This is a genomic window from Saccharibacillus sp. O23, assembly GCF_002205895.1.
In the GTDB taxonomy this organism is placed as follows: Bacteria; Bacillota; Bacilli; order Paenibacillales; family Paenibacillaceae; genus Saccharibacillus.
In genome coordinates this window covers 67,448-93,500 of sequence record NZ_NJDE01000022.1, presented here as the reverse complement: position 1 = coordinate 93,500, position 26,053 = coordinate 67,448, and the positions used below count along the sequence as shown (strand labels likewise).

The window sequence follows — 26,053 nt, the reverse complement described above, 5'->3', positions numbered from 1 at the left end:
AAAGGAGGAAGTTGACGGATGTCGATCGAGGCCTTATTTGGGAAAACCGGCGACCATTCAGTGCCTGTATACATCATTGCAGAAATCGGAGTTAACCATAACGGCTCGTTGGAACGTGCCAAATCTTGTATAGACGAAGCTGTGAACTGCGGCGCAAACGCAGTAAAATTCCAGACCTTCAAAAGCGAAAAGCTGGTGACCAAACAAGCGCAGAAGGCAGACTATCAGACCGAAAATACAGGTTCTTCCGAAACCCAACTCGAGATGCTGAAAAAATTGGAATTGAGTTTTGAAGACTTCACATATTTAAAGCAATACTGCAAACAAAAAGGAATAGATTTTCTTTCTACTCCTTTCGATGAAGAAAGCGCGGCTTTCTTAGATTCCATTGATGTTCATGCATTTAAAATAGGTTCGGGCGATATGAATAATATTCCGCTGCTAAGACAATTGAATCGTTATAAACGGCCTGTGCTGCTTTCTACGGGAATGGCCGATCTTGAAGAGATTCAAGAATCGCTGGTCGAATTGGATCAATGCGACGTAGCGATTCTTCATTGTACTTCGGATTATCCGGCGCCTCTGCATGACGTTAATCTGGCAGCCATTCAAACCTTGAAACGTACGTTTAATAGGGTTACCGGATATTCGGATCATACCGAAGGAGTCGAAATTACTTTGGCGGCCGTCGCGATGGGAGCCCGAATCATCGAAAAGCATTTTACAGTGGATCGTAACTTGCCGGGACCGGATCACCAAGCTTCGCTGGAACCCGCAGAGCTGCGGCAGTTGATTGCCGGAGTTCGCCATATCGAGCTAGCCTGGGGGGACGGACAAAAACGCTGCATGCCATCCGAGGAGAACACGCGCAAAGTTGCCAGAAAAAGCGTGGTGGCAGCAAGGGACAAAAAGGCGGGAGAAGTTTTGGCCGAAGAAGATTTAAGCGTCAAGCGTCCCGGGACAGGCTTAGCTCCCAAGTATTACTTCGAATTGTTAGGGCGCGAACTGACGAAAGATATTCGTGAAGAACAGCTGTTGAGCTGGGACGACGTGCGATGAGAAAGATTATGGTCGTTACCGGAACGCGTGCGGATTACGGTATCTATTATCCGATTCTCAAAGCTATCGAAAAGGATCCTAAGCTTGAATTGCAGTTGTTGGTTACAGGCATGCATTTATCGACTCAGTACGGAAATACCGAGCAGTATATTTTAAATGACGGATTTGCGATTACGGCACGAGTAGAATGCCTGTTCCAGAACGCGACGCATGCTAATATGGCTCGTTCTATAGCTATAGGAATCTTAGGCATGACGCAGGCATTCGAGACTTTCGGGCCCGATTGCGTTCTCGTGCTCGGCGATCGCGGAGAGATGTTGGCAGCGGCGATCGCTGCTTCGCACATGAATATTTTGTTGGCTCACTTGCATGGGGGGGAGATCTCGGGCACGATCGACGAATCGGTGCGCCATGCTATCAGCAAACTTGCGCATATCCATTTCGCGGCTACTGAAGGCAGCAAGGAACGTTTGCTTCGAATGGGAGAAGAGGCGAAAAGAGTATATGTTGTGGGGGCTCCGCGAATCGAAACGATCTTGAATACGCCGCTTCCCGAGCTGAACGCAACAAAATTAAAATACGGATTGGAAAAGATCGATACGTACAAGCTGTTTATTTATCATCCGGTAACGACCGAACAGGCGGATCTGGATGAGCTTCGAGCCATGCTTCGTGTGCTGGCCGATTCGAAAGGGAGCATAATCGCGATTCGCCCCAATGCCGATGCCGGGACCGAAGAACTTTCCGAAGTTTACGAGGAATTCGAGGATTACGATAATCTTTATTGGATTACCAGCTTCGAGCAGTTGGATTATTTGACCATGTTGAAATATGCGGAACTGTTAATCGGAAATTCTTCTTCAGGCATTATCGAAGCGGCGTCGTTTCAAGTTCCTGTCATTAATGTGGGCAGCCGTCAAAGCGGGAGAGAAAGGTCGAATAACGTCATCGACATCGAAGCGAATGCTCGGGATTTGATCGAAGCTTTAGAATACAGCGAGACCGCGGATTTCGATTCCGGTATGAAGGAATTAACAAACGTGTATGAGCAATCGGATACCAGTCAACGGATTGTTCGTGTTTTGAACCAAGTCGATCTTTCCGGAAATTGGCTTCAAAAAAAAATGACATATTAAGCAGGTGAGACCGATGGATTGCATTTTATTCGGTTCCGGCGGTCATGCAAAAGTCGTAATAGACATTTTGCAGGCAATGGGAACGCGAGTAATCGGATTCATGGACGATTATCGTGAGGAAGATCATTGGCGAGGTATTCCGAATCTTGGGAATCTGAAACAAGCGAATGAAATAATCCTCAATTATCCTCAGGCGAACTTCTTGGTGGCTATCGGAGATAATGAGATTCGGCAGCATATTGCCCGCCTTCTTGAGCGAAGCGGAGCGAAGTTTCATACTGCGGTTCATCCTTCGGCCTCGATCGGATCTGATGTAACGATCGGAGCAGGCAGCGTGCTGATGCCTGGAACAATCGTCAATGCAGACAGTCGAATCGGCGAGCATTGCATCGTCAATACGGGCGGTACCGTGGATCACGATTGCAGCCTAGGCAACTTTGTGCACCTTTCTCCAGGCGTTCATTTGGCCGGAAATGTCGAGATTGACGATTTGTCTCATATCGGTACGGGAGCTTCCGCGATTCCCGGAATACGTATCGGAAGCAGAACGATTGTAGGCGCGGGTGCTGTCGTGATTCGAAGCCTTCCGAATCGCGTGACTGCAGTTGGTTGTCCCGCTAAGATCATCGACATCAATAACATGAACGAGGAGTGAAACTTGATGGAAGAACGCAAAAGAATCTACCTGTCTTCTCCGAATATGGGCGGCCTGGAACAGCAATACATAAAAGAGGCATTCGATACAAACTGGATTGCTCCTTTAGGGAATAATGTGAACCAATTCGAAAAGGAGATCGCCCGGTATGCGGGAGTTGAAGGCGCGGTTGCTTTAAGTTCCGGGACTGCGGCAATTCATCTAGGATTAGTTTTGCTCGATATCGGCCGAGATGATGTCGTATTTTGTTCATCCTTGACTTTCATTGCGAGCGCGAATCCTATTCTCTATCAAGATGCCACTCCTGTATTCATTGATTCGGAACCGGAAAGTTGGAATATGTCGCCTGAAGCTTTGGAAAAAGCGATGAAAGAATATGCAGCCAAAGGCAAAAAGCCAAAGGCGGTCATTATCGTTAATCTATACGGGCAAAGCGCGGATTACAATCGACTTCAGGCCATTTGCGCCTTGTACGAAGTACCGATCATCGAGGATGCCGCCGAATCTTTGGGGGCGGAGTATGGCGGGAAGATGAGCGGAACTTTCGGTAAGTTCGGAGTTTTTTCTTTTAACGGGAATAAAATCATCACGACTTCCGGCGGCGGCATGTTGGTGTCCGAAGATACCGTTGCTCTTGAGAAAGCCCGGTTTTATGCTACTCAGGCTAGAGAAAAAGCCAAACATTATCAACACGAAAAAATCGGATACAACTATCGCTTAAGCAACGTTTTGGCGGGAATCGGCCGAGGGCAATTGCAGATTCTTCCTGAACGTATTGAACAGAAACGCAGGATTGCCCGTCGTTATGCAGAAAGGCTGAACTCGATGCCCGGAATTCGTGTAACAACGGAAGCCGTTCACGGAAAGTCGAATTGTTGGTTAACTACGGCACTATTGGACATACAACCCGAACAAATAATCGACTTGCTTGAAAGTTATAACATTGAATCGCGCCCGGTATGGAAACCTCTTCACTTGCAGCCTGTATTTAAGGAAGTCGCATATTATGCACACCAGAAAAACGAAGATGTAGGGAAAAACTTGTTTGAACATGGGATTTGTTTGCCTTCCGATACGAACATGACGGATGAAGAACAGGATGAAGTGATTGATATTTTATCGAATCATTTAAAGGAGAACGTATGAACAAATTCGATGCAAAATATGAAATACGTTTAGCGCAAAAAAAAGATATTGCGAACATCATGCAATTCATTGAATGTCATTGGAAAGCAGGACATATCATGGCGCATGACAGAGATCTATTCGAATATGAATACGTCAACGGAAACGATGTAAACTTTATTATCGCTATCGAACGCGAGAAAAAAACGATAGAAGCCATATTCGGATTTTTGAATTGTTCGCATCATGAAGATGCTGCCAAAAAGTACGTATGGGGAAGTATTTGGAAAGTCGTAGAAGGAAACGATAACCTTCCGCTATTGGGGATCGAGCTGGCGCGTCGAGTAAAAGAATTGACCGGATGCCGCGCGCACATCGGAAACGGGGCGAATCCCAAAACGACGATACCGCTAAGGAAAATATTTTTCAAAGAGAAAGTGGCTAGAATGAATCATTATTATCTGCTGAACGCTGATATTAAAGTATACAAAATAGCAGTCGTTCAACAGAAAGAATTGAACGACTCTGGCTTTTTCTCCGATCACGCCCGACTTGAGAAGTTTGGATCCATGCAAGAGGTGAACGACCGTTTCGACATCGACAACGTAGAAGCTGTCCCTTACAAAGACAGTTGGTATGTCGAAAAAAGATTTTTTAATCATCCTTATTATGAATACGACGTATACGGTGTTCAATCGTTATCCAGAAATATCGAGGCAATTTTGGTGACAAGAACTGTGTTGTGCGAAGGAAGCAAAGTATTAAGAATCGTCGATTACATAGGGGATCAATCTGCGTTTGCCGGGTTAGGAAAAACATTTCAAAGTATGTTGAAAAGTAATGGTTACGAATATTTGGATTTTTACGAACTAGGTTTTGAGAAAAAGTTTATTGTCGAAGCCGGTTTTAAACTCAAAGATGAATATGATCCTAATATCATTCCTAATTATTTCGAACCCTTTTTGCGCGAAAATGTAGAAATCTGGGCGCACTATCAGGAAGAAGGGACTTTATTCTTTAAGGCTGACGGAGATCAGGATCGCCCGAATCAAATACAAGAAAGGTAAGGAGCAATAGAGGATGGATGAAATCGTTATTGGTATGGTAGGAGCGGGAAGAGCGACGGAATTACACATGAATGCTCTCAAAAGAGTTAGCGGTTTGAAATTACGGTTTAAAACCATTGTTGCAAAGCGTTCGGAGCAATTGATCCCGGCAAAAGAGCGATATGGATTCGAAATAGCTTCGTACAGATTCGAAGACCTTTTAGAAGACCCTGAAATTGACGTTATAGATATCTGTACGCCCCCTTATGCGCATAAGGATATGATCATTCAAGCTATGAGTGAGAATAAGCATGTAATTTGCGAGAAGCCTTTATCCGGATATTTCGGAGACGGAAGCACAGACGCGATCGGGTTGAATGTTTCGAAAGTCGATATGTATGAAGGGTTGTTAAAATCGCTGGAAGAAATAAAACAGGTCGTTCATAAATCCGAAGCGAAATTTATGTATGCCGAAAATTTTATTTATGCGCCGGCCGTCGTGAAGGCAGCGGAAATCATAAAAGCAAAAAAAAGCAGGATCCTTTATATGAAAGGTGAAGAAAGCCTGAAAGGTTCCAGTTCCCCTGTAGCGGGAGAGTGGGAAAAAACGGGCGGAGGTACTTTTTTGCGAACAGGTGCGCATCCGCTCTCTGCCATTTTGTGGCTAAAGCAACAAGAAGCCGCAGCGCATGGAATCGAGATTCATGCGGAAAGCGTCTTTGCTGAAATGGGAAGAATAACGCCGACGTTGACGGAACATCAACATCGACATATCTTGGCGCGTCCTTACGATGTAGAAGATAACGGAACGGCAGTAGTGAATTTTTCGGACGGTTCCAAAGCAGTTATTATTGCTACCGACGTATGTCTCGGAGGGAGCAAAAATTATGTCGAACTATACTGTAATGATGCCAATATTAATTGTACTTTGACTATGAACGATATGATGTCGACTTATTTTTTGGATGAAGAGGGCTTAGAAGATGTTTATCTTTCTGAGATGCTTCCTTCGAAATTAGGTTGGAATAAACCTTTTATATCGGATGAAATGATTAGGGGATATACGGACGAAATGCAAGATTTTATGGAAGCTATTTATTATAATCGTGAGCCTGTATCAGGTTTCGATCTTGCTTATGATACAATCAAAGTGACTTATGCAGCGTATAAATCTTCGGAAATCGGTCAAAGAATACAGTTGACCGATTAATATAAACTTGTAGGTGAAAAATGAAAACACTAGCAGATTGTTTTTACGATACAGCTTTCGAGCATGCCGAGAGAATCGCTGTATGTTGTGATGATGAACGGATCACATACGGCCAATTAGCAGATTTAGTAAGTCAATATTCGAATTTTCTTTTAGAAAACGGCATCGTTTACGGAGACCGTATTGGGATTCCTATGAATAATAGCATTTTATCGGTAGCCTTGATATTTGCGGCAGCAAATATTGGCGTTGCTCTAGTACCTATCAATCCTACACTTCCTTTCGAGGCAATGGTATCGGCATTCGAAGCGGCGGACGTCAAACATCTAATTGCGCGTGAACACTTTTTATCGCAGCATGACGTGAATAATCATCTGAATATTCAAGGTGTCGTTATCAGCATGGACGCTCCTTATAAAGATAGCTATTTGCTGCAAGAAGCTCATGAGATGAGCAAAGATCGACCTAGCAACGAAAAGATTTCAGGCGAAGAAGTGCTTATCATCACGATGACTTCAGGATCGACAGGAAAGCCTAAGCCTATTGCTTTGACTCAAAATAATAAGTATCGCCGGGCATTAGCTCATATCCGACTTTACGGCATTACAAGTCAAGATAAGGTACTTGCGGCAACTCCGTTGTATCATTCCTTGGCTGAAAGGTTGGTCATTATACCTCTATTGCTGGGCGGGACCTCCGTATTGCTGCCACGCTTCACTTCTGCATTATGGGTGGAATGCGTAAAAACGAATCAAGTGACCTTTTCTATTGCTGTATCTGCCCAATTAAATCAAATTTATAATTATTTGCTTCAACATGATGATAAACATATCGAAATCCAAAGCTTAAGAAGTCTTGTTTCCTCATCAGCATTATTGGATTCGACAATAAAAAATAAGCTTATCCCTATGTTAAACTGTGATTTTCACGAAATGTATGGAACTTCTGAAACTTCTACAGCTACGAGTATCCATTTCAAAGAATCGATGCACAAGAAAAAGTCTGTAGGCAAACCTCTTTCTGGAGTAAGCCTGATTATTTTGGACGAGCATGAGAATGAATGCGAACCCTATACCATCGGTGAAATTGCTTGCTCCACGGAATTGTTATGTCACAGTTATTACAATATGCCGCAAACGTTTGAAGAGTCTTTTTTCAAAAATTATTTTAAAACAGGAGACGTAGGTTATCTGGATGACGAGGGTTATCTCTATTTTGCGGGTCGCAAAAAAGAAGTGATCATTACCGGCGGAATCAATGTTTATCCTCAAGATATAGAAGAATGCGTGAACCGTGTGGACGCAGTCAGCGAAAGTGCTGCTTTTTCTTCTCCGAGCATGAGATTAGGGGAAGTAGTTGGGCTTGCCATAGTCCTTAAAGAAGGCAGAGAATTAAGCGAAAAAGAAGTTCGAAGCCATTGCGCGAAAAATCTAGCTGATTTTCAGCAACCGCATGAAATTGTTTTTCTGAACGATCTTCCCAAAAATTCGATGGGCAAATTGGTAAGATCCGAATTAGCAACCCGTAAATAAAAAAACGTACCAAACGGAATAGGAGTGTGGATGATGAAGGTATCCGATTATATTTTGAAAGCTCTTCAAAAAGAGTATTCGATTAATAGCTCGACCAACTTAGATGAATTCAATTATGTGGAAAATGGATACGTGGACTCTTTAGGAATGATTCAATTTATTGTTGAGCTTGAAGACGAATTCAATATCTCTTTTTCGGATGAAGAAATTTCTTCTTCGGAGTTTCAAATCGTCGGCTCTTTGATCAAGATGGTAGAAAGAAAAATAAACCAATAGATTTTTCAACATGCATTTTAAAAAGCATTCAGACTGTTGCAGGTAACTCTTGTTTTACTTGCAGAAGGGAATGCAGAGATCGTTCGGCGAAACTTACAATCCATTGTTGAAGGTGAAAAGATGAATTTAGCAGTCATGTATCATTATGTAAAGGAACCTGCCGAATGGACAGGAAGTGTTCCCGTTTCTCCCAAAGAGTTCGAAAACCAGATCGATAGATTGGCCAAAAAATTCGAATTTGTAGCACCGGACGAGTTGATGAAAAAAACGCTTAAACCTAAATGCGTCCTTACTTTTGACGATGCCACAAAAGACCAGTACGAGAATGCTTTTGCAATTATGAAAAAAAAGGGGGTGCCGGGTTATTTTACGGTGATGTCCGGCCCTTTGGTCGAGAAAAAAGTGCCTATTTTTCATTTAGTACATACCGCGCTTTCTTTATTCAATGATTCTGAATTATGGGAGAAATTGAATGACCGATTCGATAGAAGTAAATTCGAGAATTTGATCGGTGCTCATCAAATATACGGATATGAAAAATCGGAACTGCGAAGATACATAAAATATCTATTAAATTTTACGCTTACTCCTCAAGAAAGCAGAAAATTTTTGGAAGACATAATTGCTGCGGAGTTTGGGTCTTCCGATAAATTTATCGAACAGATGTATATCAATATTAATGAATTTGAAATAATGAGAAAGGCCGGCATGACTTTAGGCGTTCACTGCGTGTCTCACAAGCCATTTAGTCATGACGCAATGAATTATTATAAGAACGAGATAGAACCGTGCGCTCAATTTCTGGCCGATCGATTGCAAATTAAAGCCGAATGGTACACGCCTCCTTTTGGAGGAGGGGTAGAAGCGCAAAGGATGAAAAAAGACTTAAAAAGTATTTTAATAAATGAAGGTTATAAAGGAGCCTTTGTAACGACTGAAGGATTCATCTCCGAGAAACAAGATTTTTGGTTAAAAAGAGTGGATTGCAATAAGCTTTATTCGATTTCATTATAAAAACGTAAGCTTTGCATAAGTTTTTTTCTTAAGGCGGCAATGTTTATTTAAATAGTGCCGCTTTTTTGGTATTCGATCTTCTGCGCCGCAGCATGTCACCCCCTTTTTTAAATCAGCCTTTGTGGGTAGTAGTAGATTAAAGAAGAGCATAGGAGATGAAAACGATGAGTCCAAGTTCGATTGAAGAAAGCGTAGAAGCTTTAGGTCGGCTGAACACAGAAATTCGCGAAGCTTTTGCCAATAACGAGATGGAAAAAGTAAAGCAGCTGATTGACGATTATGCCAATTTGAATCAAGACGCTGCACTCGTTTCGTTTAAGAGTAACTACTTTTTTTACAGACAAGATTATGTATCGGCTCAACAAATCATACAAGAGGGTCTGTTAGATTATCCCTTTCATTTCGATTTGAATTTGAATCTCGGAATCGTATTCGAAATGCAAAATAAATTAGACGACGCTTTGTACGCGTATGTTAAAGCCCTTAAATACGCAAGCGACGAAGAAAGAAGCTTAGCTGAAGATTACGTGAATCGGATGATCAGTCTTCTCGAAGAAGTTTATCAAGATCATTCAAACGAGCTTGCTCCGATTATTAACGAAGCCAAGCGTTTATTGAACGAGATCGACCAAAGATTTTTCCCTTTGGATGTTAATCGGAACAGCTTAATTCGCAAATTAATCGAGCCGGGTACTTCCGAGTCTTACATGACCAATATGTATAAGACGGTAATGATCTCCGATGTTACGCCAATTGATCGTTATTTTCATAAAACAGAGACGTTGAAAGGCGAAACCGTCGATACGGAAACAGTCTTGTCTATTGATCGACCTAGTTTGGTTCCGGTTTCTTTGTTGGATGGCGACAGCTATATCGAATTTGAGCTGAATGGAAAGGATTATTCGTTTGGTAATCAAGAACTTCCTTTCAATCGGTTTCATTATATTCGGTTTAACGAAACGGGAGAGTTGAAGATTGAAGGCACCAAGCCTATTTTCGTGGGCCGGCAGATTCCTTTGCAAGATCCTCCCTTACCCAAACGTTTAGTTCTGACTATCTTTGTAGACGGCCTATCTATGCAGTTTCTGAACAATCATGCCGAGACCGCTATGCCGAATACGTATGCTTATTTTGAGAAAGGGTGGAAAGCGGAAAATTGTTATGCCACGAGCGAATGGACTTATCCGAGCGTAGCCACTATGTTTACGGGGAAATATACGACTCGTCACGGCATGTTCCATCCAAGCTTCAATCATCCTTTTGCGGAGAAAAACAAACTCTTGTCCGAGTACTTTAAAGAGGCGGGTTATTTTACGGCTCAAATCGGCGGTGATTGGCGAGTAACTCCGGCGCATGGTTACCATAAAGGAAACGATCGCACCGTTTATCAAATGGCAGGCGGAGAGTTCGATAGCGGAAATATTATTATGGAAACGATCGAACATCTTGAAGCGTTTAAAGAAAAAAATAACTTCTTGTGGATTTCGTTAAGCGATATCCATTCCGTTCCGGACGAAACCGACCTGAATCTGCTTCTTCAAAGTCAAATCGATATCTCAGAACGGGTGAATCAGCAGAAAAAAGGCCAAACGACAGTGCTCACCGGCTTCGACCTAAATAAACATCATAAGTACCTATTAGAAATTCAAAGAATAGATACTCTTTTGCAATCGCTATACGGTTATGTGGAGAATAATTACAAAAACGAAGAGGTTCTCGTTGTTTTAACATCCGATCACGGACAGTCTTTTTTGGAAGAGCACGAAATCTTTCTTCATGAAAGTCGTCGCAAAGTTCCGCTTTTCATAAAAGGCATGCCGGAAAATGACGGCGCTTCGAAGACGAGCGACGAGCTGATTGAATTGACCGATTTGCTTCCTATTTTACTGAACAAAAGCGGGTTGTCAGTCCCTTCCGATATTGACGGACAACTTCCCAAAGGGCTGGGCGGTACGAAAGAACGGGAATACGTTTTAACTGAAGCGATCCATCCGAACCAAACTTACAAAGCCGTTATTTCCGATCATGAATATATTTTTCAATTCGAGAACGGCTCGCCGATTCTCAACGACGGACTGATCAACCTCGATACGTATTCTGTGCAATTGTTTAACAAAGCGACCGGAAAAGACGAAACTGCAGCTTTGGTTGAAAAAGTGCAAATATACGAGAAAAGGATCTGGGAACATATAAAGCCTTGGCTTAAGCTAGGAGTCCGATAAATTCGTATTGAACTTTTTAATAAGGAGAGAAAGCATGAAAAAAACGCAAAAACTCAGACAAATGCTGACCGGTCCCGAACTCGATTTCATCATGGAAGCCCATAACGGAATTTCGGCCAAAATCGTGGAAGAAGCCGGTTTTCAAGGTATTTGGGGGAGCGGGCTGACCATCTCGGCATCGCTCGGAGTGCGGGATAACAACGAAGCTTCTTGGACTCAGGTGCTTGACGTCATGGAATATATGAGCGACGCGAGCCGGCTGCCGATTCTGTTGGACGGAGATACGGGCTACGGCAATTTCAACAATATGCGCCGACTGGTCAGAAAGCTGGAGCAGCGAGGAGTGGCCGGGGTCTGTATCGAAGACAAACTGTTCCCGAAAACGAACTCCTTCATTTCGGGAGAGACGCAGCCGCTGGCCGATATCGACGAATTCTGCGGAAAGATCCAAGCGGCCAAAGAAACGCAGCTCGACGACGATTTCTGCGTAGTCGCCCGTTTGGAATCGTTCATCGCCGGTTGGGGCTTGGACGAAGCGCTTCGCCGAGGCGAAGCTTATCGCAAAGCGGGTGCCGATGCCATTCTGGTACACAGCAAAAAAGCCGATAGCTCCGATATCGAAGCTTTTATGAAGGAATGGGGAAATCGCCATCCCGTCGTGATCGTGCCGACCAAATATTATTCTACGCCTACGGATCGGTTCCGCGAAATGGGCATCAACATGATCATCTGGGCCAATCATACGCTGCGTTCCGCGATTCAGTCGATGCAGCAGACGGTCGAGCAGATTTACCGCGATCAATCGCTGATCAACGTAGAAGGCAAGATCACGACCGTCTCGGAAGTATTCCGGCTGCAAGGCGCGGACGAGCTGAAAGAGGCCGAAAAGAAATACCTGCCGACGTCCGGCAAAAAGATCAATGCGATCATCTTGGCGGCCAGTCAAGGGAATCTCGGGGATCTGACGAAAGACATTCCCAAAACGATGCTCAAAGTGAACGGAAAACCGCTGCTCAGCATGCAAATCGACGACCTGAACCGAGTAGGCGTCAAAGACATCTCGGTCGTTCGCGGATTCGCCAAAGAGAAAATCGCCTTGGGCAACGTCAAAACTATCGACAACGATCGTTATGCGGCGACCAAAGAATTGAGTTCGTTGTATTTGGCCAAAGATCAGTTGGGTAAAGGAACGACGGTCGTCAGTTACGGCGATATCGTCTATAAAAACTACATCCTTAACGATCTGCTGAACGACGACAACGACATTACGATCATAGCGGATGCCGATTCCGAACTGAACGAAGATACGCAGGATATCATCGTGACGGATAAACCGTATTCCCGGAATCTCTATTCCAATACCGCCAAATTGCTCAGCGCGAGAAATATCAAAGACGGCCAACCGGCAAACGGCGAGTTCATTGGGCTGTGGAAGATCTCGGAGGCCGGCGCCGCGCACGTAACGGCCGCAATGGAGCATCTGGCGGCTCAAGAGAATTTCGATGCGTTGACCGTCGTGGATCTGTTCAACGAATTGGTCAAGCGGACTACGATCGCCGTCAAATTCGTCAAAGGGGATTGGTTAGATATCGATTCGATCGTCGACTTGCAGAAAGCGGGTGAGCTCTTATGATCGATACGCGCGCGTTCGGCGAAGCGATGAAAGCGCGAGGGTTCGACTTCTATACGGGCGTTCCTTGTTCTTTTCTTAAAGATCTGATCAATTATGCGATCAACGATTGCGACTACGTAGGCGCGGCAAATGAAGGAGACGCGGTAGCGATCGCGTCCGGGGCACAGATCGGCGGCAGAAAATCCGTGGTGTTGATGCAGAATTCCGGTCTGACCAACGCCGTATCTCCGCTGACGTCGCTCAATTACTGCTTCAAACTTCCGGTGCTCGGATTCGTCAGCCTGCGCGGCGAAGCCGGCCTGGCGGACGAACCTCAGCACGAGCTGATGGGGCAGATTACGACGCAGATGTTGGAATTGATGCAGGTCGAATGGGCCTATTTATCGGATGAGATAGAGCAGGCTCGCGAGCAGCTCGAGCAGGCGGACCGGATCATCGCCTCCGATCGTCCTTTTTTCTTCGTCGTGAAAAAGGGGACGTTCAGCAAAGAAGTCTTAAAAAGCGGCGATGCGGCGTCTCGCGCCAACTATGCCGATATCCGGCGTCATCCGGCGGAGGAGCTCCCTCTTCTCAGCCGCTACGAAGCCTTGAGTATCCTGAACCGCGTTAAAGACGCGCAGACGCTGCAATTGGCAACGACCGGGTTCACGGGCAGAGAGCTGTACGAAGTCGAGGATTCGAAGCAAAATCTGTATATGGTCGGTTCGATGGGCTGTATCAGTTCGTTGGGTTTGGGGCTGGCTTTAAGCCAGACCAGTCGCAAAGTCGTCGCGATCGACGGTGACGGCGCGTTATTGATGCGAATGGGCAATATGGCGACCACGGGCCGATACGGGCCTTCGAATCTGCTTCATATCCTGCTGGACAATCATGCCCATGATTCGACGGGAGGCCAGGAAACAGTGTCCGCAGGCGTCGATTTTGCGGCAATCGCGGCCGCGTGCGGGTACGAACATGTCGAAGAAGTGCGCAGCGCGGAACAGTTCGAGCAGGCCGTTCGAAAGTGGCAGCAATATCCGAAGTTGACCTTTATCCGAATGCCGATCTCGACCGGGACAAAAGAAGACCTGAGCCGTCCGAAGGTCAAGCCTCATGAAGTCAAAGAGCGGTTGATGGCTTTTCTTCATGGTTAATTGGAGAGAGATTTGGTCTCGGGAGCGTAAGGTGCCGGACGATAAACCGAACCTGGAATTTCTGATCGAAGCGGACGGCTTCAATTCCGGCGCAGGCAAAATCGAGACGGCGGCTTGGCTAAAGTATGTCTCTTCCGTGGCGAAACTAACCGGTTTGCGCGAGCGAGATTCGATCTTCGAAGTCGGCTGCGGAAGCGGAGCGTTTCTATACGAATTCTACAAAAAAGGTCATCGGGTCGGAGGCATCGATTATTCGCCGTCGTTGATCGAACTTGCGGCGTTCGCGATGCCCGGTATGGATTTCGAAGTGAAAGAAGCCTTGGAAACGGAATCCGATCCTATGTACGATTTTGTCGTGGCGAACAGCGTGTTTCAGTATTTTCCTTCTTACGATTACGCGGAGGATACGATTCTGAAAATGTATCACAAAGCCGAACGAATCGTAGGCATTCTGGACCTGAACGATTCGGCGCATGAAGAAGAAGCGCTTCGCATCCGCAGAGGCGCGCTAACGGAAGGCGAGTACGAACGGAAGTATGCAGGCTTGAATCATCTTTTTTACGAACGGGATTTCGTAGCGAAAGTATTGGCCGGCCAAAAAGCTTCGGTTCGGGTTTACGATCAGCGGATTGAGAATTACGGCAACAACAAATTCCGATTTAATGTGGTGATCGAGAAATGGTGAAAACAGCGATTATTTTGGCGGCAGGCTTGGGCAGCCGTTTGAAAGAACGAACAATCGACAAGCCGAAAGGATTCGTCGAGGTCGGCGGGATACCGATCGTGGAGCGCTCCGTGCAGCGGCTTATCGACAACGGGATCGAACGTATCGTGATCGGCACGGGATATCTGGCGGAGTTCTATGAACGTCTCGCGACTCGATATCCGCAGATCCTCTGTATCCCTAATGACCGATATCGCGACAGCGGCAGCATGCGGACGCTGTACGGGCTGCGCGAAGCGGTCGACGAGAACTTTTTGCTGCTCGAGTCGGACCTGCTCTACGATCCGCTATGTTTGGGCAATCTGATCGCGGACCCGCGCGAAGATATCGTCTTGGCGAGCGGAACGACGCATTCGGAGGACGAAGTCTATATCGAGACGGACGAATATGGCATGCTGCGCGCGGTGTCGAAGCGTCCGGAGGAACTGCGGAGTATCGATGCCGAACTGGTCGGAATCTCCAAGATTTCGAAAGAAACGTATCGGATGATGTGCGAAGCGGCAGAACGAGAGATGCGCGATCAACCTAAATGGGATTACGAATACGCGCTTGTGGCCGTATCCGCGCATAAGCCGATTCCGGTCAAAAAAATCGAAAAATTGGCTTGGTGCGAAATCGACACGGAAGAACATCTGGAACGCGCGGCGGCCGAGATCTATCCGCGAATCGCCGGAGAATCGGGCAAAGGACCTTTTTCGATCCAACGCAACGTGCTCTTGAACCCCGGGCCGGCGACGACGACGGATACGGTCAAGCAGGCTCAAGTCGTTCCGGATATTTGTCCGCGGGAACGCGAATTCGGAGATCTGATGGAATGGATCGCGGAGCAGCTGACGCTGTTCGTCGCGCCCAAAAAAGATTACGAAACGGTACTGTTCGGAGGTTCCGGTACGGCGGCGGTAGAATCGGTGATCAGCTCGGTCGTGGGCGACGGCAAGCTGCTGATTATCAGCAACGGCGCTTACGGAGAGCGAATGGCGGAGATCGCCGAAGTTTATCGAGTCGATCATGAAGTTCTGGCAAGCTCGCCGGTGCTGCCTGTATCTCCGGACGCGATCGAAGCCGCGATTCGGCAAAGCGAAGGGAAGATTACGCATGCGGCAGTCGTCCATAACGAAACGACAAGCGGCGTGCTGAACGATATCGAGGCGATTGCCGAGATATGCGTCAGATACAACGTACAGCTGATCGTGGACGCGATGAGTTCCTACGGAGCGATTCCGATCGACATGGCGGCTCACGACATTTCGTACGTCGTCGCCAGCTCGAACAAAAATTTGCAGGGCATGGCGGGAATCGGTTTCGTCGTCGCTAATCGGGAAAGATTGACGAAGCTCCGAACGCATACGCCCAAGTCTTATTATCTGGATCTGTACAAGCAATACGAATATTTGAAAAGAACCCATCAACTTCGCTTTACGCCGCCCGTGCAGACCCTTTACGCGCTGGAGCAGGCGATCGTCGAAACGCAGATCGAAGGAATCGAGCAGAGATATCGCAGGTATTCCGAGTCGTGGGCCGTATTGATCGAAGGGATCGAACGCTTGGGATTGGAATGTCTGGTGCCGACCGAGTATCATTCGCGCATCATTACCGCCATTAAAGAACCTGATCTGCCCGGCTACGACTTCGAACGCATGCACGACTTCCTTTATGAACGAGGAATCACGATTTATCCGGGAAAGATCGGCAAAATCGCGTCTTTCCGAATCGCCAATATCGGAGCCATCGACAAAACGGATATCGAGCGTTTTTTACAGGTGTTGAGCGAATATTTCACGAGTTTAAAATAAAAATTCAGAGAGTCGTTTCATGATGCTGCAGCCGGTTTAATAAAAAGCAAGTCTATTATTCCGGCTTCGGTTACTGCTCTATTTTTAAATTAAATGTTGGAATATAATTGCATGAAATCATTTTATATTCCAATTGACATTTCGAAAGAAGCGGTGGTATAGTCGAAGAGTAGATCAAACCTATTTATTTGATAACGAAGGGAATGTTCGTGCATGCAAGGTAAAGTAAAATGGTTTAACGCAGAAAAAGGTTACGGTTTCATCGAAACGGAAGAAGGCGGCGACGTTTTCGTTCACTTCTCGGCGATCCAAATCGAAGGATTCAAAACGCTGGAAGAAGGACAATCCGTTGAGTTCGACATCGTTGAAGGCGCTCGCGGACCGCAAGCTTCTAACGTCACTCCTCTGTAAGCCGTAGCCGTATACCTGACCTACATAGATGATTAAGCTTTAATGATTTATGGTGGTTAGCGATTACACGAGGCTCAGCCGGAAGGCCCCGCTTAGGCGGGGCCTTTTTTGTGTTTAGGAACGTTATTTGTGCTGTGTTTTATAAATGGATAAATAAGGTTTTAGTCACAAAAATATATAAGTTTATCCTGCTTGGTAGAGGTTTAACTAATCAAGAAGGCATTGCCTTCTTGATTGCGGCGGTTTGCTGTCGATCAACATACAATTGCGGTAGACATGCAGACTGGAATCGGGCGGGTCCGGAGCCTTTTTGGGACCGCTTTATGCGAAGGCTTAAGCTTTTGCGAAAAACGATAAACTTGCGCGAATACCCGGTATTACTGGAGGGATGGTCAACGTGTACAAAAGATTAGGTGCAGCTTTGATTGCCGTTGTGTTGATGCTGCACAGTCTGCTCGGGTTCGGAACAGGAACCGCTTGGGCGGCCGAGCCTCAGGCAGGCATGCAATCGTCGGCGGAAGCCGCAAGCGGGAATTCCGCCGCGGAAACGCGGACGGAGGTACAAGAAAGTAAGGCAAAAGAAACCGAACCGGCCGCCGGAGAATCGGCGCCGCTCGCGGAACCGGCGCCGCAGCTTCAGCCTGCCGAAGAAGAGGGAGAAAGCGGCGCCGTAGCTTCCGAGGAACAAACGGAAACCGACATCTCTGTCGAGGAAGCCGAACAAGACGAAACCGTGCACGAGGAAGCTCAACCTTCTAATATCTTGACCTCCGTATCTTTGACCGACGACGAAGGCCATGCCGTAGGAGACGGAAGTACGTCCGATATTCGGATCGAACCCGACCAAGCGCTCAATCTGAATTACGATTGGGCACTGCCGAACGACCATACGTATAAGGAAGGTTCGACGTTCGAATTCGATCTTCCGCAGGCGTTTCGTATTTATACGGAGATCCGCGACGTTCCGCTGACGACAGGCGGAGACGAAGGCGAATCGGCAGGCTCGTTCAGCGTCGACACGAACGGGCATGCGACCGTCGTGTTCGGCCGTTTCGTGGAAGATCATTCGAACGTTTCGGGAACGATAACGGTACGCTCCGAGTTGAAGGAGGAGATCGTGCGCGAGAGCACGGAAGTTCGTATTCCTTTTGCGATCGGAGAATCCGAGCAGGTCTTCGTATTGTACCTGAAGCCGAAGCAGGGCTCGCTGCTCGACAAGAAAGGCGAGGCGGATAATGCCGCGGGCCGCATCAATTGGACGTTGGACCTGAACACTTCGCTGCAAAAGTTGGATAGCGTCTCGCTGAACGATCCGATTCCCGACGGGCTGACGCTCGATCCCGAATCGGTAAACGTTTATAAGCTCGGCGTTTCGACTTCCGGCGAACGTACGCAGGGAGAGAAGCTGTCTGCCGAACAGTATACATTGAGCGGGGACGGTTCTTCGGGACTGAAGCTTTCTTTCAATTCCGCTTCTATCGACCGGGCTTATCGGGTCACGTATGCGACAACGGTCGGAACCGGAACGCAAACGCAGTTCACGAACACGGCCGCTCTGACGGCGTCGGGCAAAGAGCCCGTGACGGCGTCCGCGACCGTAAGCGTAAAACGCGGGGAGCTGCTGAACAAATCGGTCGGCGCGTACGACCGGTCTACGCAGACGATCGACTGGAAGATCCGCTATAATGCCGGCATGCTGTCGATTCCGCGCAATCAGGCGCTGCTGAAAGACCGCTTCAACAGCGGTCAGCGTCTGGTCGAAGGTTCGCTGAACGTAACCGAATCGGCGACAGGACGAGTATTGGTCGAAGGAACCGATTATACGCGGACCGCCGTTCCGGTGTCCGGCGGGCGGACCGGCTTCGATCTGCAGTTTTTATCCGACGTGACCGGTGCTTACGAGATTGCATACCGGACAACGGCCGCGGATGCGGTATACAATAACGATCGCATCACGAATACGGTAACGACGGGCACGGTCAGCAAGTCTGCTTCGCAGACGCTCCAACGCAGCCTGTTGACCAAGGTGAACACCGGCGTCAATTACAAGAGCAAAACGGCTTCTTGGCGCACGATCGTGAACGAAGACAATTTCCGCATGGAGAACGCCGTATTGACCGATACGTTCCCGAATGGCGGGCTGGAGCTGGTTCCGGGCACGCTCAAGGTGCTGAAAGCAAACGGAACGGCGATGAACACGAGTGATTATGCGGTGTCCATTACAGCCGGCAATCGCTCCGGCTTCGTCATCTCGTTCAACCAGACGCTGACGGATCGAGTCACGGTTACGTATAACACGAGCTTCAACCAGACGTGGAAAACCGACCGCAGCCAGGCGGATTTCGTCAACGCGGCCAAGCTGTCTTGGACGGAAAACGGAACCGCGCGCAGCCGCGACGTTACGGCGCGTTTTACGCCGGACGGCCTGACGCTGCAGAACGGTTCCAAGTCCGGGAGCTATAATCCGCAGAGCAAAGAGCTGACTTGGGACGTCAAAGTCAACTACAATAATTTGCTGCTGAGCGAAGCCGTGTTGACCGACACTCTTCGTCCAGGCCAGCGCTACGTGGAAAATTCGCTGAACGTGTACAATCTGGTTCAGACCGGCGCGAAAAACGGTACGCAAAAAGGAACTCTGGTCGATCCGGCCGATTACAGCGTCGCTTATCCGAGCGCGGATAACGGCGGCGTTCTGCGGATCGCGTTCTCCAAAACGATCAACACGCCTTATTGGATCACGTTCAAAACGACCGTGGACGGGGCGATCGTCGGCAAAACCGTTTCCAACGAAGCGGTTCTGACAAGCGCCGACGCCAATCCCGAAAGCTGGAGCGCCGAAGTGCCGATTCCCGGCGGCGGCGAATACGTGACCAAAACGGGCATCCAAAAAGGCAGCCGAATCGATTGGAGCGTGACGATCAACCGCGGCCAGTCTTACGTGGAAAATGCCAAATTGATCGATACGCCGACAGGCGAACAGTCCGTGGACGAAACGTCTTTCCGTTTGTATAAGGCGACTGCCGCTTCGGACGGAACCCTGACGCGCGGAGAAGCGCTGGTCAAAGGCCGAGACTACGGCGTCGTCGTGATGTCTTCGGATACGGGCGAACGGTTCGAGCTGACATTCGCGCAGCCGATCCGCGGCGCGTTCATTCTGGATTACGCCACGGCCGTTTACGCGCCGGACCGCTCTGCGGTCGGCAACTCCGTACGTTTCGAAGGAACGGGCGTCACGACCGGGCAGACCGAAGCGGACCGTTCGGTCACGTTCCGGGCGTCTTCCGGCTCGGGAACGGGCAGCGGCGTTCGGGGCGCGCTTGAAGTCATCAAAATCGACGCGCAGGACGTCTCGAAGCGTTTGGCAGGCGCTACTTTCACGCTGCAGGATACGAACAAGCGCCGTCCGGCCGTGACGCGTACGACGGATGCCGACGGACGCATCTTGTTCGGACAGCTGCTCTACGGCAGCTACGAGCTGACGGAGACCCGTGCGCCGGAAGGCTATGCGCTGGATAAAATGCAGCCGTCTTTGACCGTCGTGGTCGGTTCCGATGCCTCCGGTACCAACGGCCCCAAAAGCGTGACGGTCCGAAACGAGCCGCTGCCGTCCGTACCGGAGCCGTCCGGCCCGCCCGAAGTTCCGGGCGGCGGCGGACCCGGAGAGCCGGGGGGACCGACCGACCCGCCGGTAACGCCGGGCGGTCCGGACATCCCGCCGACGGAACCGCCGACGCCGACCGCGCCGCCTACTGACGGCGGTACGCCGAGCAGCCCGGACGCGCCGGGCACGACCGAGCCCGAAACACCGGTGCCGGACGACGGCGTTCCGTCGGGCACGCCGTCCGTGCCTCCGTCGGATAACGGAACGCCAGCGGTTTCGACGCCTCCGGACGACTCCGGAACGCCGACGGAACCGGAAGTATCCGTGCCGGACGAAGGAGGCCCGCAGGGCTCGCCGGAAACGCCCGAGGTTCCGTCCTCTTCCGAACCCGATGTTCCGCTTCCCGACGACGGCACGCCGGTAGGCACGCCGGAAATTCCGTCCGTTCCGCCGGCCGTGCCCGGCGAACCGGAAACGTCCGTGCCGGACGACGGCGTGCCGCAGGGAACGCCTCCGGTCGTTCCCGGCACCGTCGTTCTGGGAACGGTCGTGCCGGAAAGCCAGCCGACGCTGCCGCAGACCGGCGAATCGAGCAGAGCGCCTTACCTGTTGGCCGGAGCCGCGCTTCTGCTGGCCGGCTTATGGCTGCGACGCCGCGCGGCGCGATCGGGCGAGTAACGAAAGCTGACGGGCCGTGCACGCGGTTCCGGAAGCTTTTCTGTCCGCCGCGGTTTTCCGGTTTGGCTCCCTGCCCCGGGACGATGCTCGTTTGCCTTTCTCGTTTTACGGTTAAAAGAAAGAAATAACGGCGGTTCGATGAAGATTGCGAAGCTTGCAAGCCGAATTGCCGTTAGCGCGTTAACATGGTTTTTACTCCGCGTTAACGCTGTGGTATAATGGTGACATAAGGAGGAGTGCCCTATGGATTTTGCGATTCGCGGACAACAAATTGAAGTTACTGACGCTCTGAGAGACTATGTCGACAAGAGACTCAGCCGACTCGACAAGTACTTCGATATTCCCCCTGCTACAGAAGGTACGGTTACGCTCAACGTAACTCGTGGCATTCATAAAGTGGAGGTGACGATCCCTCTTCCAGGCGGTATTTTCCTTCGCGCGGAAGACCGGAGCGACGATATGTACACGTCGATCGACTCGGTGCTGTCGAAGCTCGAACGTCAAATTCGCAAACACAAAACCAAGATGAACCGTAGATTCCGTCAAGACGAAAGTCTGAAGGGATTGTTCGTCGACGAGGGCGTCAACGCTTCCGTCTCGCCGTCCACGGACGAGGAGGAGGCCGAGGAAGAACTCCAAGTCGTGCGTAACAAGCGTTTCTTGCTCAAACCGATGGATGTGGAAGAAGCGATCCTGCAAATGAACATGATCGGCCACAACTTCTTCGTATTCTCCAACATCGATACCGAAACGGTAAACGTGGTGTATCGCCGAAATGATGGAAAATATGGTTTGATCGAGCAAGAATAACGACTCACTTTCACAGAAAAATCATGAATTTTGAAGAAAATGAGCCTTGTCCGCACCGGATAAGGCTCTTTCTGCGTATATAATATGTTGGGGGATTTACGGTAAGCCCGGCAGCGCGTACTTTGACCGCTTAAGAGGTTCGTTCAATGCGGTCAAGGTACTGGGGGTACGCGGTTGCCCGGGCACGCTCAAGCTGGTACAATTTAGGCAAACCATCCGTTTTGCACGAAAGGGGCACAACATGTTAGGACTTGTCAAAAAAATCTTCGGGGATATGAACGAACGGGACGTCAAGAAGTTCATGCGTACCGTAGACATCATCAATAAAATGGAACCGGATTTCGAGAAACTCACGGACGAGCAGTTGAAGAACAAAACCGTCGAGTTCCGCGAGCGCCTGGCCAAAGGCGAATCGATTGACAGCCTGCTGCCGGAAGCGTTCGCCACTACGCGCGAAGCGTCGAAGCGTACGCTTGGCAAGCGCCACTATGACGTACAGCTCATCGGCGGCATCGCCCTGCATAACGGCCGGATCGCGGAAATGAAAACCGGGGAAGGCAAGACGCTGGTCGGAACTCTCCCGGTCTATTTGAATGCGCTGCTCGGCAAAGGCGTGCATGTCGTCACGGTCAACGACTATTTGGCGCAGCGCGACAGCGAGGAAATGGCGCAGGTCTACAACTTCCTCGGCCTCACGGTAGGCCTTAACCTGAGCGGCATGGAACACGCGGAGAAACAAGCGGCTTACGCTTGCGATATCACGTACGGCACGAACAACGAGTACGGATTCGATTATCTGCGCGACAACATGGTCCTGTACAAAGAACAAATGGTACAGCGTCCGCTCTATTTCTGCATCATCGACGAAGTGGACTCCATTCTGATCGACGAAGCGCGTACGCCGCTGATCATCTCCGGCCAAGCGCAGAAGTCGACCGAACTGTATTTCCTGGCGGATCGCTTCGTGAAGCGTCTGCAAGCGGAAGAAGATTACACCGTCGATATCAAGGTCAAAGCGGTATCGCTCTCCGATAAAGGCGCCGCCAAAGCGGAGCGCGATTTCGGCATCGACAACTTGTACGACCAGAAGCACGTCATGCTCAACCACCATATCGTGCAGGCGCTCAAAGCGAACGTCATCATGCGCCGCGACGTCGACTATGTCGTCGTCGAAGACGAAGTCGTGATCGTCGACGAGTTTACGGGCCGTCTGATGGCCGGTCGTCGTTACAGCGACGGCCTGCACCAAGCGATCGAAGCCAAAGAAGGCATCACGGTTCAGAACGAAAGCATGACGCTGGCGACGATTACCTTCCAGAACTACTTCCGGATGTACCGCAAGCTGGCCGGCATGACCGGTACGGCGAAAACGGAAGAAGAAGAGTTCAAGAAGATCTACGGCCTCGAAGTGCTGCAGGTGCCGACTAACCGGCCGAACCAGCGCGTGGATGCGCCGGACGTCGTCTATAAGAGCGTAGCCAGCAAGTTCCGCGCGGCCGTGAAAGAAATCGAAGAGCGCCATGCCAAGAATCAGCCGATTCTGGTCGGTACGGTCTCGATCGAGAACTCCGAAATGCTGTCGGAAATGCTGAAGAAAAAAGGCATCCGTCACCAAGTATTGAACGCGAAGTATCATGCCGAAGAAGCGGAGATCATCTCCAGCGCCGGCCAACCGGGCTCGGTGACGATCGCGACCAACATGGCGGGACGCGGAACGGACATCACGCTGGGCGAAGGCGTTTCGGATCTGGGCGGACTTCATATCATCGGTACGGAACGCCACGAATCGCGTCGGATCGATAACCAGCTGCGCGGCCGCGCGGGCCGTCAGGGCGATCCGGGTTCGACGCAGTTCTATCTCTCCCTCGGCGACGAGCTGATGAAGCGTTTCGGCGCGGACAACGTGCTGAACATGATGGAACGTCTCGGTTTCGAAGAAGACCAACCGATCGAGAGCCGCATGATCACCCGCGCGGTAGAATCGGCTCAGAAACGCGTCGAAGGCAACAACTTCGATACGCGCAAAATCGTTCTCCAATACGATGACGTGATGAATCAACAGCGCGGCGTCATCTACAAGCAGCGCCAAGAACTGCTGGATTCCGAGAACGTGAAGCCGATCATTCTGGATATGATCCGCGCGACGATCGAACGCGTGGTCGAAGCGCACACCGGCGACGAGATTCCGGAGAACTGGGAATTGGAACAAGTGGCGGATTATATCAATGCCAAGCTGCTCGAAGAAGGCGAGATCACGCGCGACGAGCTGTGGGGCAAAGAATCTTCGGAAATCACGGAATACCTGTTCGAGAAAGTCGAACAGCGTTATAACGACCGCGAAGCTTCGCTCGGAGAAGCGATGGTCCGCGAGTTCGAGAAAGTCATCGCGCTGCGCGCGGTCGACCGGAAATGGATGGACCATATCGACGCGATGGATCAGCTTCGTCAGGGCATCCACCTTCGCGCTTACGGCGGTACCGATCCGCTGCGCGAGTATCAGTTCGAAGGTTTCGAGATGTTCAACCAGATGATCGCCAGCATTCAAGAGGAAGTCTCGACGTACATCATGAAAGCCCGCGTCGAGTCCAACCAACAGCGCGAAGCGGTTATCGACGAGAAGAAGATCAGCACCAACAGCCCGACGCCGGAGAAAAAAGCTTCCCGCAAAGATCGCCGCAGCCAGCGGTAATCGGCGTTCTCTTTTTAGGCAGCATACGGCCCGGTTTCCGGAGGTTTTCCGGGAGCCGGGCCGAAAGGCTGTTCGGGGATCGGCGGCCGGCGTTAAAAAGTTCATGACGAAAGAAAAAGAATTCGATAAAATACGGGCGAGCGACCGCAGAGGCGCTCCGGACCCAAACTACCAACGAGGTGACGCGAAATGATCGATCCGCAAGTCAAACAGGATCTGCGCGAGATGGCGCAGAAATTAACCAACCTTAGGGGGTCTCTTTGACTTAGATCTCAAACAAGAGATGATCTCCAACTTCGAAGAGAAAATGTCCGCTCCCGATTTCTGGGACGATAACGACAAAGCGCAGGCCGTGATCGCCGAGATGAACGCGGTCAAAGGTTCCGTCGACCAATATGCCAAACTTCAACAAGACTACGACGACGCGGCTTTGATGGCCGAGCTGGCCGACGAAGAAAACGATCAGGATATGGCGGACGAAGTCGCGGGCAGCGTGGCTGAACTGGTCGGCAAGCTGAACGAGTTCGAACTTCAGCTGCTGCTGAGCGAGCCTTACGATAAACTCAACGCGATTCTCGAATTGCACCCGGGCGCGGGCGGCACCGAGTCGCAGGACTGGGGCCAGATGCTGCTTCGCATGTATACGCGTTGGGCGGAGAAGCGCGGCTTCAAAGTCGAGACGCTCGACTATCTGCCGGGCGACGAAGCGGGCATCAAGAGCGTGACGCTGCTGATCAAAGGCTATAACGCTTACGGCTACCTGAAAGCGGAAAAAGGCGTGCATCGTCTGGTCCGCATCTCTCCGTTCGACTCGTCGGGCAGACGGCATACGTCGTTCGTCTCCTGCGACGTGGTACCGGAGATCGACGATACGATCGAGATCGAGATCCGCACCGAAGATCTTAAGATCGATACGTACCGCGCGAGCGGCGCCGGCGGTCAGCACATCAATACGACGGACTCGGCGGTACGGATTACCCACCTTCCGACCGGCGTCGTCGTGACCTGCCAGAACGAACGGTCGCAGATCAAGAACCGCGAGCGCGCCATGACGATGCTGCGTTCCAAGCTCTACGAGCGCAAGATCGAAGAGCAGCAGCGCGAACTGGCGGAAATTCGCGGCGAACAATCGGAGATCGGCTGGGGCAGCCAGATCCGTTCTTACGTTTTCCATCCGTACAGCATGGTCAAAGACCACCGTACCACGCACGAGACCGGCAACATCGGCGCGGTGATGGACGGCGAACTGGACGGATTCATCGACGCTTACCTGCGCGGCCAGTTGAAGACCGAGACGGCGGAGTAA

The 26,053-nt window shown here is 49.8% G+C and carries 19 protein-coding genes; all 19 read left to right on the top strand.

The window, feature by feature from the left end:
* Nucleotides 1-18 precede the first annotated feature (18 nt).
* The 19 genes from neuB (at nucleotide 19) to prfB (ending at nucleotide 26,053) form a co-directional block, all read left to right on the top strand.
* Nucleotides 19-1,059: an N-acetylneuraminate synthase gene (gene neuB, locus CDO73_RS21910; protein ID WP_088490659.1), complete on the top strand. Its 1,041-nt coding sequence runs from the start codon at nucleotides 19-21 to the stop codon at nucleotides 1,057-1,059.
* A complete protein-coding gene (neuC, locus tag CDO73_RS21905; protein ID WP_088490658.1) occupies nucleotides 1,056-2,195 on the top strand; it encodes a UDP-N-acetylglucosamine 2-epimerase in 1,140 nt (379 codons plus the stop codon). Before neuB ends, neuC begins: the two co-directional genes overlap by 4 nt.
* Nucleotides 2,196-2,208: 13 nt before the next feature.
* Nucleotides 2,209-2,850 (top strand): acetyltransferase, encoded by a 642-nt coding sequence (locus CDO73_RS21900; protein WP_088490657.1) that lies wholly within the window; start codon nucleotides 2,209-2,211, stop codon nucleotides 2,848-2,850.
* 6 nt (nucleotides 2,851-2,856) lie between these two features.
* Nucleotides 2,857-3,996 (top strand): DegT/DnrJ/EryC1/StrS family aminotransferase, encoded by a 1,140-nt coding sequence (locus CDO73_RS21895; protein WP_088490656.1) that lies wholly within the window; start codon nucleotides 2,857-2,859, stop codon nucleotides 3,994-3,996.
* Nucleotides 3,993-5,042, top strand: coding sequence for a hypothetical protein (locus tag CDO73_RS21890; RefSeq protein ID WP_088490655.1), 1,050 nt, complete (start codon nucleotides 3,993-3,995; stop codon nucleotides 5,040-5,042). Before CDO73_RS21895 ends, CDO73_RS21890 begins: the two co-directional genes overlap by 4 nt.
* A 13-nt stretch (nucleotides 5,043-5,055) precedes the next feature.
* Entirely contained in the window at nucleotides 5,056-6,231 is a 1,176-nt protein-coding gene (locus tag CDO73_RS21885) for a Gfo/Idh/MocA family protein (RefSeq protein WP_088490654.1), read from the top strand.
* Between the two features lie 20 nt (nucleotides 6,232-6,251).
* Complete coding sequence (locus tag CDO73_RS21880; protein ID WP_088490653.1) at nucleotides 6,252-7,763, top strand: class I adenylate-forming enzyme family protein; 1,512 nt, start codon at nucleotides 6,252-6,254, stop codon at nucleotides 7,761-7,763.
* A 33-nt stretch (nucleotides 7,764-7,796) separates the two neighbouring features.
* Entirely contained in the window at nucleotides 7,797-8,039 is a 243-nt protein-coding gene (locus tag CDO73_RS21875; RefSeq protein WP_179218788.1) for a phosphopantetheine-binding protein, read from the top strand.
* A 36-nt stretch (nucleotides 8,040-8,075) separates the two neighbouring features.
* A complete protein-coding gene (locus CDO73_RS21870) occupies nucleotides 8,076-9,053 on the top strand; it encodes a polysaccharide deacetylase family protein (protein ID WP_218821639.1) in 978 nt (325 codons plus the stop codon).
* A 164-nt stretch (nucleotides 9,054-9,217) separates the two neighbouring features.
* The gene (locus CDO73_RS21865; protein WP_088490671.1) at nucleotides 9,218-11,275 is read left to right on the top strand and encodes a sulfatase-like hydrolase/transferase; all 2,058 of its coding nucleotides are present in this window, start codon (nucleotides 9,218-9,220) and stop codon (nucleotides 11,273-11,275) included.
* Nucleotides 11,276-11,309: 34 nt separating this feature from the next.
* Entirely contained in the window at nucleotides 11,310-12,908 is a 1,599-nt protein-coding gene (gene aepX, locus CDO73_RS21860) for a phosphoenolpyruvate mutase (protein ID WP_088490650.1), read from the top strand.
* Entirely contained in the window at nucleotides 12,905-14,041 is a 1,137-nt protein-coding gene (gene aepY / locus CDO73_RS21855) for a phosphonopyruvate decarboxylase (RefSeq protein WP_179218787.1), read from the top strand. The genes aepX and aepY overlap by 4 nt, the downstream gene beginning before the upstream one ends.
* Before the next feature lie 31 nt (nucleotides 14,042-14,072).
* Nucleotides 14,073-14,726: a class I SAM-dependent methyltransferase gene (locus CDO73_RS21850; RefSeq protein WP_256972807.1), complete on the top strand. Its 654-nt coding sequence runs from the start codon at nucleotides 14,073-14,075 to the stop codon at nucleotides 14,724-14,726.
* Nucleotides 14,720-16,558 carry a 2-aminoethylphosphonate aminotransferase gene (locus tag CDO73_RS21845; protein WP_088490648.1) on the top strand — a complete coding sequence of 613 codons (1,839 nt, stop codon included), beginning with the start codon at nucleotides 14,720-14,722 and terminating at the stop codon, nucleotides 16,556-16,558. Before CDO73_RS21850 ends, CDO73_RS21845 begins: the two co-directional genes overlap by 7 nt.
* 213 nt (nucleotides 16,559-16,771) lie before the next feature.
* Nucleotides 16,772-16,969 carry a cold-shock protein gene (locus tag CDO73_RS21840; protein ID WP_037287260.1) on the top strand — a complete coding sequence of 66 codons (198 nt, stop codon included), beginning with the start codon at nucleotides 16,772-16,774 and terminating at the stop codon, nucleotides 16,967-16,969.
* Between the two features lie 397 nt (nucleotides 16,970-17,366).
* On the top strand, nucleotides 17,367-21,248 hold the full coding sequence (locus tag CDO73_RS21835) for a collagen binding domain-containing protein (protein WP_179218786.1): 3,882 nt from the start codon (nucleotides 17,367-17,369) through the stop codon (nucleotides 21,246-21,248).
* A gap of 243 nt (nucleotides 21,249-21,491) precedes the next feature.
* Nucleotides 21,492-22,058 carry a ribosome hibernation-promoting factor, HPF/YfiA family gene (hpf, locus tag CDO73_RS21830; RefSeq protein WP_088490646.1) on the top strand — a complete coding sequence of 189 codons (567 nt, stop codon included), beginning with the start codon at nucleotides 21,492-21,494 and terminating at the stop codon, nucleotides 22,056-22,058.
* A 241-nt stretch (nucleotides 22,059-22,299) separates the two neighbouring features.
* Nucleotides 22,300-24,747: a preprotein translocase subunit SecA gene (secA, locus tag CDO73_RS21825; RefSeq protein WP_088490645.1), complete on the top strand. Its 2,448-nt coding sequence runs from the start codon at nucleotides 22,300-22,302 to the stop codon at nucleotides 24,745-24,747.
* A 189-nt stretch (nucleotides 24,748-24,936) separates the two neighbouring features.
* Nucleotides 24,937-26,053 (top strand): peptide chain release factor 2 gene (gene prfB / locus CDO73_RS21820; protein ID WP_143536168.1). Its coding sequence is split into 2 segments (ribosomal slippage): nucleotides 24,937-25,008 and nucleotides 25,010-26,053, totalling 1,116 coding nucleotides; the frame shifts between segments, so codons are not numbered across the junction.

Coding starts and splice junctions, on each gene's coding strand:
- neuB (WP_088490659.1), top strand. CDS start 19: ATGTCGATCGAGGCCTTATTTGGGAAAACCGGCGACCATTCAGTGCCT.
- CDO73_RS21840 (WP_037287260.1), top strand. CDS start 16,772: ATGCAAGGTAAAGTAAAATGGTTTAACGCAGAAAAAGGTTACGGTTTC.
- CDO73_RS21890 (WP_088490655.1), top strand. CDS start 3,993: ATGAACAAATTCGATGCAAAATATGAAATACGTTTAGCGCAAAAAAAA.
- neuC (WP_088490658.1), top strand. CDS start 1,056: ATGAGAAAGATTATGGTCGTTACCGGAACGCGTGCGGATTACGGTATC.
- hpf (WP_088490646.1), top strand. CDS start 21,492: ATGGATTTTGCGATTCGCGGACAACAAATTGAAGTTACTGACGCTCTG.
- aepY (WP_179218787.1), top strand. CDS start 12,905: ATGATCGATACGCGCGCGTTCGGCGAAGCGATGAAAGCGCGAGGGTTC.
- CDO73_RS21845 (WP_088490648.1), top strand. CDS start 14,720: ATGGTGAAAACAGCGATTATTTTGGCGGCAGGCTTGGGCAGCCGTTTG.
- CDO73_RS21885 (WP_088490654.1), top strand. CDS start 5,056: ATGGATGAAATCGTTATTGGTATGGTAGGAGCGGGAAGAGCGACGGAA.
- CDO73_RS21900 (WP_088490657.1), top strand. CDS start 2,209: ATGGATTGCATTTTATTCGGTTCCGGCGGTCATGCAAAAGTCGTAATA.
- aepX (WP_088490650.1), top strand. CDS start 11,310: ATGAAAAAAACGCAAAAACTCAGACAAATGCTGACCGGTCCCGAACTC.
- CDO73_RS21895 (WP_088490656.1), top strand. CDS start 2,857: ATGGAAGAACGCAAAAGAATCTACCTGTCTTCTCCGAATATGGGCGGC.
- CDO73_RS21875 (WP_179218788.1), top strand. CDS start 7,797: ATGAAGGTATCCGATTATATTTTGAAAGCTCTTCAAAAAGAGTATTCG.
- CDO73_RS21865 (WP_088490671.1), top strand. CDS start 9,218: ATGAGTCCAAGTTCGATTGAAGAAAGCGTAGAAGCTTTAGGTCGGCTG.
- secA (WP_088490645.1), top strand. CDS start 22,300: ATGTTAGGACTTGTCAAAAAAATCTTCGGGGATATGAACGAACGGGAC.
- CDO73_RS21880 (WP_088490653.1), top strand. CDS start 6,252: ATGAAAACACTAGCAGATTGTTTTTACGATACAGCTTTCGAGCATGCC.